The sequence below is a fragment of the Acidovorax sp. GW460-11-11-14-LB4 genome (assembly GCF_059423685.1).
Genome location: NZ_JBWKYJ010000020.1, coordinates 1 through 14,288, shown reverse-complemented (window position 1 = coordinate 14,288; position 14,288 = coordinate 1). Strand labels below are relative to the sequence as shown.

Annotated in this window: 9 protein-coding genes; 4 read left to right on the top strand and 5 right to left on the bottom strand. The window is 66.5% G+C overall.

Going from position 1 to position 14,288, the window contains the following annotated elements:
* Positions 1–40 precede the first annotated feature (40 nt).
* The 4 genes from AC07X4_RS09915 to dnaG form a co-directional block, all read right to left on the bottom strand.
* Complete coding sequence (locus AC07X4_RS09915) at positions 41–1,615, bottom strand: methyl-accepting chemotaxis protein (RefSeq protein ID WP_494739968.1); 1,575 nt, start codon at positions 1,613–1,615, stop codon at positions 41–43.
* A 77-nt stretch (positions 1,616–1,692) separates the two neighbouring features.
* Positions 1,693–2,721 carry a Bug family tripartite tricarboxylate transporter substrate binding protein gene (locus AC07X4_RS09910; protein WP_108498251.1) on the bottom strand — a complete coding sequence of 343 codons (1,029 nt, stop codon included), beginning with the start codon at positions 2,719–2,721 and terminating at the stop codon, positions 1,693–1,695.
* Between the two features lie 335 nt (positions 2,722–3,056).
* Positions 3,057–5,435, bottom strand: coding sequence for an RNA polymerase sigma factor RpoD (gene rpoD, locus AC07X4_RS09905; RefSeq protein WP_056061911.1), 2,379 nt, complete (start codon positions 5,433–5,435; stop codon positions 3,057–3,059).
* 266 nt (positions 5,436–5,701) lie between these two features.
* Positions 5,702–7,759, bottom strand: coding sequence for a DNA primase (dnaG, locus tag AC07X4_RS09900; RefSeq protein WP_494739967.1), 2,058 nt, complete (start codon positions 7,757–7,759; stop codon positions 5,702–5,704).
* Between the two features lie 58 nt (positions 7,760–7,817).
* On the opposite strand from dnaG, the gene AC07X4_RS09895 reads away from it, so the two are divergent.
* The 3 genes from AC07X4_RS09895 (at position 7,818) to AC07X4_RS09885 (ending at position 12,341) form a co-directional block, all read left to right on the top strand.
* Positions 7,818–8,921, top strand: coding sequence for an ABC transporter substrate-binding protein (locus AC07X4_RS09895; RefSeq protein ID WP_369816963.1), 1,104 nt, complete (start codon positions 7,818–7,820; stop codon positions 8,919–8,921).
* 3 nt (positions 8,922–8,924) lie between these two features.
* Positions 8,925–10,592 (top strand): diguanylate cyclase domain-containing protein, encoded by a 1,668-nt coding sequence (locus AC07X4_RS09890; protein ID WP_494739966.1) that lies wholly within the window; start codon positions 8,925–8,927, stop codon positions 10,590–10,592.
* Positions 10,593–10,694: 102 nt separating this feature from the next.
* Positions 10,695–12,341: an acyl-CoA synthetase gene (locus AC07X4_RS09885; protein WP_440595741.1), complete on the top strand. Its 1,647-nt coding sequence runs from the start codon at positions 10,695–10,697 to the stop codon at positions 12,339–12,341.
* A 164-nt stretch (positions 12,342–12,505) separates the two neighbouring features.
* On the opposite strand, the gene AC07X4_RS09880 is transcribed toward AC07X4_RS09885, so the two are convergent.
* Positions 12,506–13,399 carry an AraC family transcriptional regulator gene (locus AC07X4_RS09880; RefSeq protein ID WP_494739965.1) on the bottom strand — a complete coding sequence of 298 codons (894 nt, stop codon included), beginning with the start codon at positions 13,397–13,399 and terminating at the stop codon, positions 12,506–12,508.
* A gap of 131 nt (positions 13,400–13,530) precedes the next feature.
* On the opposite strand from AC07X4_RS09880, the gene AC07X4_RS09875 reads away from it, so the two are divergent.
* The gene (locus AC07X4_RS09875; protein ID WP_056640097.1) at positions 13,531–14,097 is read left to right on the top strand and encodes a carboxymuconolactone decarboxylase family protein; all 567 of its coding nucleotides are present in this window, start codon (positions 13,531–13,533) and stop codon (positions 14,095–14,097) included.
* The last annotated feature ends 191 nt before the right edge of the window (positions 14,098–14,288 follow it).

Sequence of the window (14,288 nt, the reverse complement as noted above, 5' to 3'; positions counted from 1 at the left end):
GGGGGCGGTGTGATGTGCAACTGCCTTGCGGTACCCGGTATCAGGCGCGCGGCGCGGGGAGCGCGGGATGGGCGTGGCGCAGGCGGAACACCTCCACGGCCTCCACCAGTTGCTGCGCTTGCCCGCTCAGGCTGCCTGCGGCAGCGGCGCTTTCTTCGACCAGGGCGGCGTTCTGCTGTGTCGCCTCGTCCATGCGCACGATGGCCTGCGTCACGCGCAGCATGTCGCTGGTCTGCGCGGCGCTGGCCTGGCTGATCTCTTCCATCAGCGCGCTCACACCCTGGATGGACGACACCACCTCGGCCATGGTGGTGCCTGCGTTGCGCGCCAGGTCCGAGCCGGCCTGCACGCGCTCCACGCTGGTCTGGATGAGCTGCTTGATCTCGCGCGCGGCGCTGGCGCTGCGGGTGGCGAGGTTGCGCACCTCGCTGGCCACCACGGCAAAGCCCCGGCCTTGTTCACCGGCGCGCGCGGCCTCGACGGCGGCATTGAGCGCGAGGATGTTGGTCTGGAATGCGATGCCGTCGATGACGCCAATGATGTCGGCAATGCGGCGCGAGCTGTCCTGGATGCCCTGGACCACCTCCACCATCTGCGTGACCACGTCACCCCCCCTCTGCGCCACAGTGGCGCCGTTGCGCGCCAGTTCGTTCGCGCGCTGGGCGTTGGAGGCGTTCTGCTGCACCGTGGATTGCAGCTGCTGCATGGACGAGGTGGTTTCGTCCAGCGACGATGCCTGCTCTTCGGTGCGCATGCTCAGGTCGGCATTGCCCTGCGCGATTTCAGCACTGGCGCTGGCTACGCCCTCGGCATTGCTGCGCACGCCAGAGACCACGTTTTCCAGGTTGTCCTGCATGGCGCGCAACGCCTCCAGCAGGCGCGCGGGTTCATCCTTGCCCTCGACCTCGATTCGGGTGGTGAGATCGCCCGCCGCCACCTTGTGCGCCACCGACACCGCCACCCCCAGGGGGCGCACCACCGAGCGGGTGAGCAGCCAGCCCGCGCAGGCGCCTAGCGCCGTGACCAGCGCGAGTGCCACCAGGCTGCTGAACAGTGCGCGCCGGGCGTCCTGCGCAGCCTCCTGGGCGATGGCTGCACTGCTGGCGGCCACCTGCTGGCTCAGCTCGGTGAGCAGCTTGGCCGGGCCCTGGTCGATGTCGGCCACGTCCGCATCGCCCGCCGAGGGCACAAAGCCCAGCGACTGGAACACCTCAAAGCCCTTGCGGTAGCCCTGCGCCATCTGGGCGTGGGCCTGGGTGAACTTTTGCAGCGCCGCCTTTTCCTGCGCGTCGGTCAGCTGGGGCTCCAGCGCCTTGGCCGCATCGGCCACCCGTTTTTCACTGGCCTGGAAAGCGTTCCAGTGCAACTCGCGCTTGCGCGAGTCCTCGCCACGCAGCAGGGTGTTCTTCCACTCCAGCACCTGGGTCTTGAACTCGCTTTCCATGCGGCTCACGGCGCGCTCCTGCGCCACGCGCTGTTGCACCGTGGTGTCGTAGGTGCCCAGCGTTCGGTACAGGGCGGCAATGCCGAACAGCGCGGCCCCCAGCAACAGGGCCAGCACCAGGCCCAGGGCCGTGGCCATGCGTGCGCCGATGGAGTAGTTGGACATTTTCATCAGAGGCTCCAAAGGTTCTGCAGCAGGCCGGTCGGCTGGTGCTCAGAGGCGCTTGCGGCGGGGGTGTTCAGACCTTCTCAGGCCTTCAGCTTGAGCAGGTACACCATCACGCGGGCGGTCGTGAGGTCCAGTTCCATGAACTCTGCCAAATCCTTGCCGGTGAGCCAAGAGGGTTCCCACCGGTTCTGCTTGAGCGTGCGCAGCCAGGATTCGTGGCGGGTGGCGGCCTCAACGGCGGCCAGCATCTCCGCCGTGCGTGCGGCGGACACGCCCTTGCCGGTGAACACACCGCGCCAGTTCGCCATCACGGCATCCAGCCCTTGTTCGCGGAACGACGGCAGGCCAAAGACGCTGCGGCGCGACGACACGCCCACGGCGCGCAGCTTGCCGCTGGCAATGGCATCGTTGAACTCGCTGTAGCCCGACAAACCCAGGGCCGCGTTGCCCGACAGCACGGCCTCGACCACCTCGGCACCGCCAGGGAAGGGTTTGTAGACCAGCCCCTCCGGGTTGGCCTTGGCGGCGCGGGCCAGCACGCCTGCGTAGATGTGGTCCACACCACCGGCCGAACCGCCGGCAATCGGCACGGCCTTGAGGTCGGCACGCAGCGCATCGGCGAGGTCCTTGGTGGTCTTGATGGGCGAGTTGGCGGCCACTGCGGCCACCAGATAGTCGCTGGTGAGCCGCGCCAGGGGCTGGATCTGTGTCATGTCCACTGCAGGCTTTTGCAGTGCCACGGCGCCCACCATCACCATGCCACCCATCAGCAGCGTGTTGGGGTCGTTGCTGTACTTTTCGGCGTATTTGGCCAGGCCGATGGTGCCGCCCTTGCCACCGATGTTTTCGTATTCCACCTGGTCCGCAGCGCCGGCTGCGACCATGGCTGCTCCGAGGGCTCGGCCTGTCTGGTCCCAGCCGCCACCGGCATTGGCAGGGATCACGATGCGCACGGTGCCCGCCAGCTTGGCAGGCTTGGCGGCTGCAGGGGCAGGACGGGCTGCTGTCGCAGCGCTCTGCGCCCAGGCGGAGGGGCCGAGCGCAGTCCAGGCCAGGGCGGTCGCAACGGATTGGGCAAGGGCACGGCGGCGGTCGATGGCTGCAGACATGGAAAGTCCTTTGACAAGAGGGAAGGCAGGAAGGGCATCGGGAACCAGATCTCAGGCCGCTGCGGGAGCGCCCTGACTGGGTTGCTTGCGCGTTGCCACGCCGAAGCAACGCAGTCAGCCTGTGGCGGTATGCACAGGGAAGGGACCTGCGCACCACCTAGGCTGCGCGCAATGGTCGCCAGCCAAGCTGTCAGTCTGCTGTCGCTGGCATCAGGGTAAACGCGGGGTTTATGTCCCGGTACAGAGCGGTGCGTCGATCAGCGCACCATGAAAAACGCCCTGCGCCGCAGGTGCGGGGCAGGGCGTTGGAGCCAGTAAAGGCTGGGTCGCGAGGCTTACAGCGAGTCGATGAAGCTGCGCAGCTTGTCAGAGCGGCTGGGGTGCTTGAGCTTGCGCAGCGCCTTGGCTTCTATTTGGCGAATGCGCTCGCGGGTCACGTCGAACTGCTTGCCCACTTCTTCCAGCGTGTGGTCGCTGGTCATCTCGATACCGAAGCGCATGCGCAGCACCTTGGCTTCGCGCGGCGTGAGGCCGTCCAGGATGTCCTTGACCACGTCGCGCAGGCCGGCCTGCATGGCGGCTTCGATAGGCGCGGTGTTGGCACCGTCCTCGATGAAATCGCCCAGGTGGCTGTCGTCGTCGTCGCCGATCGGCGTTTCCATGGAGATCGGCTCTTTGGCGATCTTCATGATCTTGCGAATCTTGTCCTCGGGGATCTCCATCTTGGCCGCCAGGATGGACGCATCGGGCTCAAAACCAAACTCTTGCAAGTGCTGGCGGCTGATGCGGTTCATCTTGTTGATCGTCTCGATCATGTGCACCGGGATACGGATGGTGCGCGCCTGGTCGGCGATCGAGCGGGTGATGGCCTGGCGAATCCACCAGGTGGCGTACGTCGAGAACTTGTAGCCCCGGCGGTATTCGAACTTGTCCACCGCCTTCATCAGGCCGATGTTGCCTTCCTGGATCAAATCGAGGAACTGCAGGCCACGGTTGGTGTACTTCTTGGCGATCGAGATCACGAGGCGCAGGTTGGCCTCGATCATTTCCTTCTTGGCATCGCGCGAGGTGGCTTCACCTTCGTTCATGCGCTTGTTGATGCCTTTGAGTTCGGCCAACGGCACGACCACGCGCGACTGCAGGTCGATCAGCTTCTGTTGCAGGTCCTGGATGGGCGGGATGTTGCGCGCAATTACTGCCGACCAGGGCTTGCCGGCGGTGGCCTGCTTCTCGACCCACTGCAGGTTCAGCAGGTTGGGTGGGAAGTCCTTGATGAAGGTCTCCTGGGGCATGCCGCACTTGTCCACGATGATGCGGCGCAGCTCACGTTCCTTCTTGCGCACGTCGTCCACCTGGCCGCGCACCATGTCGCACAGCTTCTCGATGGTCTTGGCGGTAAAGCGGATGGTCATCAGCTCGGCCGACAAAGCGGCTTGTGCTTTGACATAGGCGGGTGTGCCGTAGCCTTCCTTGTCGTAGACCTTGTGCACTTTTTCGAACAGCTCGCGCAGCTTGTCGAAGCGCTCCAGTGCCTGCTTCTTGAGTTCTTCGAGTTTCTTGGTCAGCGCCTTGGAGCCGCCCTTGCCGTCGTCGTCATCGGCCTCGTCGAATTCATCAAAGTCTTCTTCGGCCACATAGTCGTCGGCCTCGTTGGGGTTGGAGAAGCCGTCCACGATGGTCGAGATGACGACCTTGCCTTCGCGGATCTCCTCGCCCATGTTGAGGATCTCGGCGATGGTGGCGGGCGATGCGCTGATCGCCTCCATCATGGCCATCAGGCCGCCTTCGATGCGCTTAGCGATTTCGATTTCGCCTTCGCGGGTCAGCAGCTCCACGGTGCCCATTTCGCGCATGTACATGCGCACGGGGTCGGTGGTACGGCCGAATTCCGAGTCCACGGTGGACAGCGCGGCTTCGGCGGCTTCTTCGGCTTCTTCCTCGGTGGCGCCAGCGGGAGCGTTGTCCGTGATGATCAGCGCTTCGGCATCGGGCGTCTGCTCGTACACCGCCACGCCCAGGTCGTTCAGGGTGGTGATGACGGCTTCGAGGGTTTCGGCATCGACCAGCTTGTCGGGCAAGTGGTCGTTGATTTCCACGTGCGTGAGGTAGCCGCGGGTCTTGCCCAGCTTGATCAGGGCCTTGAGGCGCTGGCGGCGCTTTTGCATGTCTTCTTCGGACAGGACGGTTTCGTCCAGGCCGAATTCCTTCATCAAGGCGCGTTCCTTCGCCTTGCTGATCTTCATGCGCAGGGGCTTGACCTTCTCGACCGTGGCGGCTGCCTCAGGGGTCTCTTCGATCTCGCCTTCGAGGTCGGCTTCGATGTCCGACAGGTCGGTGTCGTCCACGCTCTCATCACCGCCGGCGGCTGCCTTGGGCTTGCGGCCGCGCTTGGCGGGGGCTTTGGCTTCGGCGGCACCAGCGGCCTTGGCGGGGCGGCCAGGCTTTTTCTTGGGCGCTTCTTCGTCGTCGGCGGCTGCGGCGACGGCCTTTGCGCGGGCAGGTTTCTTCTTCAGCAACTCATCGGCAGCTTTGATCAGCTCGGCGGTACTTTTCACGGGCACAGTTTTCACTTTCTTGGCGACCGGGGCGGGCGCGGCGGCAGCGGCCTTTTTGGGGGCCGCCTTGGCCGGCGCTTTGGCCGCGGTTTTGGAGACAGCCTTTGCGGCGGTGCCTGAGGCAGACTTGGGCGACTTCGCGGACTTTTGAGCGGGCATGGAGCAACCTCAGAATCAAAAACGGACACAAAGAAAACGCAAGCGCCTCAGATCCCGGCGCGGGTGGCAACGCAAAGCAACGAGGGCTTTGCGCTTGAGGGGGAGCCCTCAGCGGCAAGATGTCTGGGCGATCATTTGGTGTGCAGTCCTTGCGATAAGTGGGCCCATCAGCGCATAGGTGCGCGTTTGTCACGGTGGCCCGGCTCGGAGGTGCTGCTGTCGCTCTTGCCAATAACTAACCTTATATTATACCGCCCAGACCCTATTCAAGTGGTTTTTGGCGCTATTTGCTCCAGTTCCTTGCGCTTTTCGGCCAGCGCCCGGTAACGCTCCAGGGCAGAGGGGTCTTGTGCCACCTGCAGCACCAGCACTTTTTGCTGCTCCTTGATCTCTTCGATCTGCATGCGGGTGAGCAGGTCGCGCAGCTCCAGCCGCAATTCGTGCAGTTCGCCCTCGGTCTGCGCATGCGAGCCGGTCATCACCTTGACGGCCAGCTCTTCGCACTCGTGATCGCGCAGGCTTTCGCGCAGCACGGCCCAGGCCAGGGGGCCATGTTCGTGGAACTGCGCCTCCAGCCACGCAAACAGTGGCCCATGGGGCGCAGGCTGGGCCGCCAGTGTGGTGTGGTCGTCGTGCGTCAGCTCTTCCAGAAACGCCATGTGCGACAGCAGCAGCCGCGCCGCGTGGTCCGCCCGGCCCATGGCCGGCGTGCGGGGCAAACGGGGCTGGGGCGGCCAGGGAGCGTCCTTGTCGCGTTTTTTCCAGCCCCCGCCGCTTTTCCAGTCGCCTCCCTTGCGGAACGGAGGCTTGCCGCCGCTGCCATAGCCATTTTGGCCTCCGTAGCCTCCCTGGTTGCCGTAACTGCCGTAGCCGGGGTCGTAGGCCGTGCCTGTCGACTCGCTGTGGGGTTGCCAGCCATCGGTGTCGGGCGGGGCATCCCAACTGGGGGCGTCATCAGGGGCGGTACGGGGCGGGTGGCGCTGCGGGGGGGCATGGTGTGCAGCGCGCAGGCCGTCGCGGGCGGCGGCCTGGCCCCACAGGTCGGACAGGTCGCGGGAATTGAGCTGGGTCAGCTCGGCCAGCTCGCCCAGCAGCTGGCGCTTGAGCACGCCGTCGGGCAGCGCCGTCCACAGCGGGCGTGCATTGCTGGCCATGTGCGCGCGGCCTTCGGCGGTGGCCAGGTCGCAGCCCTCGCTGGCCGACTCGACCAGGAAGCGGCTCAGCGGCATGGCGTCGCTCACATGGCGCGCAAAGGCGTCGGTGCCATGATCGCGGATGAAGCTGTCCGGGTCGTGCTCTGCGGGCAGGAACAAAAACTTGATGCTGCGCGTGTCGGTAGCGTGGGGCAGGGCGCCGTCCAGGGCCTTGCGCGCGGCGCGCCGCCCGGCGTTGTCGCCGTCAAAGCTGAACACCACCGCGTCGGTAAACCGCAGCAGCTTTTGCACATGCTCTGGCGTGCACGCCGTGCCCAGTGTGGCCACCGCGTTCGGAAAACCCAGCTGCGCCAGGGCCACCACGTCCATATAGCCCTCGGTGACCAGCGCGTAGCCTGCCTCCCGGATGGGCGTGCGGGCCTCGAACAGGCCGTACAGCTCGCGCCCCTTGTGGAACACCGGGGTTTCGGGGGAGTTGAGGTACTTGGGCTTGTCGTCCCCCAGCACCCGGCCACCAAAGCCGATGTACTCGCCCTTGACGTTGCGGATGGGGAACATCACCCGGTCGCGGAACCGGTCATAGCGCTTGCCACCGTCTTCGTCGTTGACGATGACCAGGCCGCTTTCCTCCAGCAGCGGGTCGTCGTAGCTCGGAAACACGCTGGCCAGGCTGCGCCAGCCTTCGGGCGCGTAGCCCAGGCCGTAGCGCTTGGCCACTGCGCCCGAGACACCCCGGCCCTTGAAATACCCAATGGCGCGCTGCGACTCGCGCAGGTGGCGGCGGTAGGCGTCGGCGGCTTTCTCCAGCACCTCGTTCAGCGTGGCTTGTTTCTGTCGCGCGGCGGCGGCGCGTTCCTTTTCCTGCGGGGAGATGTCGTCATCGGGCACCTGCAGGCCCACGCTCTGGGCCAGGTCCTGGACGGCCTCGACAAACCCCATGCCCGCGTGGTCCATCAGAAAGCTGATGGCATTGCCGTTCTTGCCGCAGCCAAAGCAGTGATAGAACTGCTTGGCGGGGCTGACGCTGAAAGAGGGCGACTTCTCTCCGTGAAAGGGGCACAGCCCCATGAAATTGGCGCCACCTTTTTTCAGCTGGACGTAGCGCCCCACGATGTCCACCACGTCCACACGGGTGAGCAGTTCCTGAATGAAAGACTGAGGGATCGTCACGCGCCCTATTGTCCGCGTAAACTCTTTGTAACCAGTTATTGCTGGAAAGGCTTTTGGCATGGGGTTCGCGGCATGTGGGCGGGCGTTGGCGGGTAGGGCGCTGCACGGGTGGCGCGCCAGCCTGCCCGTGCTGCTGTTCGCGCTGGCGGGGCTCGCATGGCTGCCGGGGGCCTCGCAGGCCGCGACGGTCCTCAGGGTGCTGGCCTGGCCGGGTTATGCCGACCCGGACTTTGTCGCGGTGTTCGAGAAGCGCCATGGGGTCAAGGTGGAGATCACCATCGTGGCATCGGACGACGTCTTGCGCGCCAAGATGGACAGCACCGACGGGCCGGGTTTTGACCTGGTGGCTGCCAACACGGCGGAAATTGCGCGGCTGATCCTCCATGACAAGCTCGCGCCGTTGCCGCTCGGCAACATCCGCAACACTGCTGGGCAGTTGCCCCGGTTTCGCCAGCTGCACACCATCTCGGGCATTGGCTGGCGGGGCGAGGTCTATGCCATGCCCTTCACCTATTCCGAGATGGGGCTGGTGTACGACCGCCAGCAGTTCAGCACGCCACCGCAGTCGATCGCCGTGCTGTGGGACCCACGCTGGCAGGGCAAGGTGCTGGCGTTTGACGGCAGCAGCCACGGTTTTTCGCTGGCCGCCATGCGCCGGGGCCTGCCGCCGTTTCGCATCGACCCCGCCCGTTTCAGCCCGCTGGCCAAGGACCTGGTGGCCCTGCGGCGCAATGTGCGGTCGTTCTACAGCCTGCCCGAGGAGTCGGTGGAGCTGTTTCGCAAGCACAAGGTGGCGGTAATGCACGCCAACTACGGCCAGCAGCAGCTCAAGCAGCTGCGCGATGCGGGGCTGGATGTGGGCTACGTGGTGCCCAAGGAGGGCGCGCTGGCCTGGCTGGATTGCTGGGCCATCACCCGCCGCTCCACCCAGGTCGCGCTGGCTGCCGAGTGGATCAACTACATGCTCGACCCGGCCGTGAGCCGCGAGTTCACGCGGCGCCAGGGTTTGGCCAACACCCTGGACGAGCCGCCGGCGCTGGCGGGCGATGTGCCCGGGGGGACCATGGGCCCCATTGTGTGGCTGGAGCCGGTGGAAGACGAAGCCCTGCGCGCCCGCCTCTGGCAACGCATCGTGTCGGGCGACCGACCCAACCGGTTCTGACCGATGGCACGCGTGAAATGGAGCATCGCGCTGAGGCTGGGGGCCCTGCTGGCCTCGTTCAGTGTGTTCGCGGCCATTCTGGCGGGCTACTACACCTTTGACTCGAGCCGCGAACGCCTGCAGGGGCGGGCCGAGCGCTCGCTGCTGGCCACCACGCAGGTGCTGGCGCGCCACATGCAGGCGGGCTTTGGCACGGTGGCGCGCGACACAGCCTTTCTGGCCGACGCCGCTGCCGTCGAACAAGACCAGGGACGGCTGGCCGACCTGTTCAAGGCCAACCTGCAGGCCCATCCCGCCTATTTGCAGATCCGCTTCATCAGCGCCAGCGACTACGGGCTGGAGCTGGTGCGCATCGACCGCCAGGGCGACAAGCTGGTGCGCGTGCCCGATGACCAGCTGCAGGAGAAGTCGCACTTTCCGTTTGTGTTCGAGGCCCTCAGCCTGCCCGATGGGGAGGTGTATGTGTCCGAGTTCGGCATCAACCATGAAGACGCCGCGCAGGAGGCGGCCGTGCCCGTGTTCAACATGGCGTCGCCTGTGGTGCAGGGGGGCCAGCTGCGGGGCGTGGTGGTGGTGCGGGTGGCGGCCGCGCCGTTCCTGCACAACTTCAATGCGGCGCTGCCGACCCCTTACGGGTTTTATCTGAGCAACCGTTGGGGTGACTTTCTGGTGCACCCGGACGCCGCGCAGACCTTTGGCTTTGACCGGGGCCAGCGCATCCTGATCCAGGAGTCGTTCCCGCAGGTGGCCGCGCTGGTCGACGGCCGTGCCGAAGAGGCGGTACTCAGCCAGTCCGGCACCGACGACGAGGAGGCGCGTGTTTTCGCCTTTGTGCGCATGCCCTTTGGCAACGCGGACGAGGGGCGTTTCATGGTCGTGGGGCTCTCGCAGCCGCTGGCCGTGGTGCAGGGCGAGGTGCTGGACCTGGGCCGCAGCATCCTCAAGATCCTGCTGGTGCTCAGCGTGGTGGGTGTGGCCCTGGCGGCCGGGGTATCGCGCCTGGTGACTCAGCCGCTGCAGGCCATGGTGAAGGCGGCGCAGGCGTTTTCGCGTGGGGAGGCCCACGGCGCGCTGCCGGTGCACCGGGGCGACGAGGTGGGCGAGCTGGCCCGCAGCTTCCAGGACATGGAGCAGCAGATCAGCCGCCAGCTGGCCGAGCTGAACCTGAGCCGTGACGCCATGGCCCACCTGGCGCACCACGACGCACTCACCGGCCTGCCTAACCGCCGCATGTTCGAGCAGCGCCTGGCCCAGGTGCTGGAGCTGTCGCGCCGCAGCGGCCGCAGCTGTGCCCTCTTGTTCGTGGACCTGGATGAGTTCAAAGCCATCAACGACGCGCGCGGGCATGCTGTGGGCGACCTGGTGCTGCAGGCGGTGGCACGCACCATCGTCGGCGCCGTGCGGCAGGTGGACACCGTGGCCCGGCTCGCCGGGGACGAGTTCACGGTGCTGTGCGAAAACGTGGATTCCGAAGAGGCCGCGCTGCAGATCGTGACCAAGCTGCAGCACGCGTTCGAGCCGCCACTGGACATCGACGGCGAACCCCTGGCCGTGCGCGCCAGCATCGGCCTGAGCCTGTTCCCCCGCGACGCGCAGGATGCGCGCACACTCATGGCCAGCGCCGACGCGGCCATGTACCGCATCAAGCAGAGCCACAAGCGAAGGTTGTGAGGCTGCGCACCGCAGTCCACACCGCGCCTGCGCCGGCCCGTGTTGCTTTCGTGTCAGCCTGCGGCGCTAGGCTGTGTGTAGTTCACCTTCTTGCACCGACCCATGACCTCCATCTTTGACCAGCACCTGCCCCGCAACGAAGCCAACTTTGCCGCCCTGTCGCCCCTGTCGTTCATCGAACGCACGGCCGAGGTCTACCCCGACCGCCTGGCCATCGTGCACGGCACGCTGCGCCAGACCTGGGCCCAGACCTACGCGCGCTGCCGCCAGCTGGCCAGCGCGCTGACCCAGGCCGGCATCGGCAAGAACGACACCGTGGCCGTGATGCTGCCCAACACGCCGCCGATGGTGGAGGCGCACTTTGGCGTGCCCATGGCGGGCGCGGTGCTCAACACCCTCAACACCCGGCTCGACCCGGAGGCCATCGCCTTCATGCTCGACCACGGCGAGGCCAAGGCCGTGATCGTGGACCCGGAGTTCACCGGCACCATGGCCAAGGCACTGGCCCTGCGCACGGGCACCACGCCCATCCGCGTGATCGAGGTGCAGGACGCGCTTTATGGCCCCGCCGTTCAAAGCCTGGGCGGCACCGACTACGAAGCCTTTGTGGCCAGCGGCGACGCGGCCTTTGCCTGGAGCCTGCCCGCCGATGAGTGGGATGCGATTGCGCTCAACTACACCAGCGGCACCACCGGCAACCCCAAAGGCGTGGTCTACCACCACCGGGGCGCCGCCACCAACGCCATCAGCAACGTGTTGGAGTGGGACATGCCCAAGCACGCGGTGTACCTGTGGACGCTGCCCATGTTCCACTGCAACGGCTGGTGCTTTCCGTGGACCATCGCAGCGCGTGCGGGTGTCAACGTGTGCCTGCGCCGCGTGGACGCGCAGGCCATCTTCGACGCCATTCGCACGCACGGCGTCACGCACTACTGCGGCGCGCCCATCGTGCACGGGCTGCTGGTCAACGCGCCCGAGGCGATGAAGGCGGGTGTGCCATCTGGCGTCAAGGCCATGGTGGCAGGCGCGGCGCCACCGGCGTCGATGATCGAAGGCATGGAAAAAATGGGGTTTGACCTGACCCATGTGTACGGCCTGACCGAGGTGTACGGCCCGGCCACCGTGTGCGCCAAACACGAGGCCTGGGATGCCCTGGACATCGGCGAGCGTGCCCGCCTCAACGCCCGCCAGGGCGTGCGCTACCACCTGGAGCGCGACGTGCGCGTGCTCGACCCCGAGACCATGCTGCCCGTGCCGCAGGACGGCGAAACCATGGGCGAGATCATGTTCAAGGGCAACATCGCCATGAAGGGCTACCTCAAGAACCCCAAGGCCACCGACGAGGCCTTTGCGGGCGGCTGGTTCCACAGCGGCGATCTGGCCGTGCAGTACCCCGACGGCTACATCAAGATCAAGGACCGCAGCAAGGACATCATCATCTCGGGCGGTGAGAACATCTCGTCCATCGAGGTAGAAGACGTGCTCTACCGCCATCCCGACGTGCTGGCCGCCGCCGTGGTGGCCAAGCCCGACCCCAAGTGGGGCGAGACGCCTTGCGCCTTTGTCGAGCTGAAGGCCGGCGCGCAGACCACGCCCGAAGACATCGTGGCGCACTGCAAGAAGCATCTGGCGGGCTTCAAGGTGCCACGCGCCGTGGTGTTTGGCGAGCTGCCCAAGACCAGCACCGGCAAGATCCAGAAGTTTGAGCTGCGCAAGCAGGCCGGGTCGGCAGCGGCCATCAACGTCTGAGAAGGCGTGACGCGCCTCGTGGAGGGGGCGCGCGCGGTGGGTGGCTATTTGCTATGTAATTAATAGCTGCTGGTGCATATTCCACTAGCGCATCCGCCGCTTTTGGTTTGAAAACCGGGGCCAGGGGCTCCTGGGTGCCCCTGCGGCGCTGCCCGGGCTGGGTGTCAACGCCCTTCGTCCACCGCCTCCCGCCAGTCCCGCGCTGACATCCCCAGCTTTTGCGCAAACACGCGCGACAGCGCCGAGGGGTTGGCGTAGCCCAGTTCATGGGCGATGGACTTGAGCGACCGGCCCGCACGCAAATGCGCCTGCGCCAGCGTGAGCCGCCAGTGCGCCAGGTAGTCGGCTGGCGTGTCCCCCACCACGGCCTTGAAGCGGGCGGCAAACGCGCTGCGCGACATGCCCGCCTGCTGCGCCATCTGCGCCAGGCTCCACGGCTCGCCGGGTGCCTCGTGCAGGGCCGTGAGCGTGCGCGACAGTTGCGGGTCGGCCAGACCCGTCAGCAGGCCGGGGGGCATCTGCGCCTGCTCCGGGTGATCCAGCAGCCAGCGCAGCAACTGCAGCAGCACCACTTCAAACAGGCGGTCGGCCAGCACGCGGTGGCCGCAGCGCAGGCGGTCGGTTTCGGCAAACAGCAGGTCCAGCGACTGCTGCAGCCCGTCCACCGCGCCCAGCGGCAGCACCACCAGCGGGGGCAGGGCGCGGGCCAGCGGGTGGCTGGCACCGCCGTCAAAGTCCAGTGCGGCGCAGGTGAAGTCCGAGCCCTCGGTGGGCGCGTTGTGAAAGAAGTGCTCCAGCGGTCGGGCATAGAACAGCAGGCTGGGCTCGCACACCTGAAGCCGCTCGGGCGGGCCCGCCTGGGGCTGGTGCGTGACCACCATCTCGCCCTGGCGCAGCACATGCAAAAAGCCCCGGCCCGGCGCCGCCGCAAAGTGCGTCACGCCACACAGCGGCCCGTTGTGGAACAGGTGCGCCCGCACCCGAAACCGCTCCAGCAGCGGCGACAACCGGTCGAGCGGGGTGGAGGCCTGCGCGGGTGTAGGAACGCTTGGTGGCATGGTTTTGGATGATTTGGTATGAATTGTGGATTTTATGTGCCCAATGGTACACGCTGGCGCCGGACACTGCAGGGGTGCCGAGAACAGGCACAAGTTCTCACCCACCCTTCATGACCTTCAAGGAACACACCATGTCCGCTACTTCTTCTTCCGTCGCCCGCGTCCCCCTCGTTGACCGCACTGCCGCCACCGGCACTGTGCGCGCCGTGCTCGACCAGGTCCACGGAGCCTTTGGCGCCACGCCCAACATGTTCCGCGCCGTGGCCAACTCGCCCGCTGCGCTGCAAAGCATGTGGGGTGCGTTTGGCGCGTTGGGCGGCGGCGTGATCGGCGCCGCGTTGGGCGAGCAGATCGCCGTGGCCGTGGCCAACCGCAATGCCTGCGACTACTGCCTGGCCGCCCACACCGCACTGGGCCGCAAGGCGGGCGTGAGTGGCGAGGCCCTGGCCGCCGCGCAGGCGGGCGAATCCGCCGACCCGCGCACGGCCGCCGTGCTGCGCTTTGTGCTGCAACTGGTCAACGAACGCGGCCAGGTCGATGCGGCCGATGTGCAGGCCCTGCGCGACCAGGGCGTGAACGACGAGCAGATCGTAGAGATCGTGGCCCATGTGGCGCTCAACCTGTTCACCAACTACGTGAACGTGGCGCTGGCCGTGCCGGTGGACTTCCCCGGCGTCAAGCTGCGCCCGGCGCGCTGAACGATGGGGCGGCGCGCGTCTGGCCGATGGGCTGGGTGCGCGCCGCTTCTTTTTGCTGGCGCGGTCCTGTGGCGAAGCCATCGCAGGCAGTCCTTCGCCAAACCCATGCGTGCATTTTTTGCACGCATGACTGGCTGCAAAGTCGTTTGTCAGCGCGGCAGGCCTGCTGCACCATGGCCACTCCCTTGCCC